The organism is Cohnella baijiui, assembly GCF_020731285.1.
Classification (GTDB): Bacteria; Bacillota; Bacilli; order Paenibacillales; family Paenibacillaceae; genus Cohnella.
In genome coordinates, this window is record NZ_JAJFOW010000301.1 from 1 (window position 1) to 250 (window position 250).

At 39.6% G+C, this 250-nt stretch carries 1 protein-coding gene; it reads right to left on the reverse strand.

Annotated features, from left to right (window positions below; translation table 11 throughout):
- Positions 1 to 250: hypothetical protein (locus LKX83_RS32725; protein WP_227887449.1), on the reverse strand; the 250-nt coding region annotated here is incomplete at both ends.

A 250-nucleotide genomic window follows, 5' to 3' on the forward strand; every position in this document is an offset into this window, starting at 1 on the left:
TCGTAAAATTGTTCAAAACGGTCAGATTCGATACTGTAATATAATCACTTGCAACGACTAGGTCGCCATCTACTATCATCCCATTTCCATGCAGCACTAGGTTGCCACTAAATTCTTTTTCACCTGTCTTCGCTGGCTTTCCACCCGCTACAAGCTCTAGATACGTGATTTTTGTGATTATTTGATTAGCAGATGCAAAGTCAATATTTGCTTTCTGGAGAGATGCCGCATTTTCTTCATTTAGTAATCC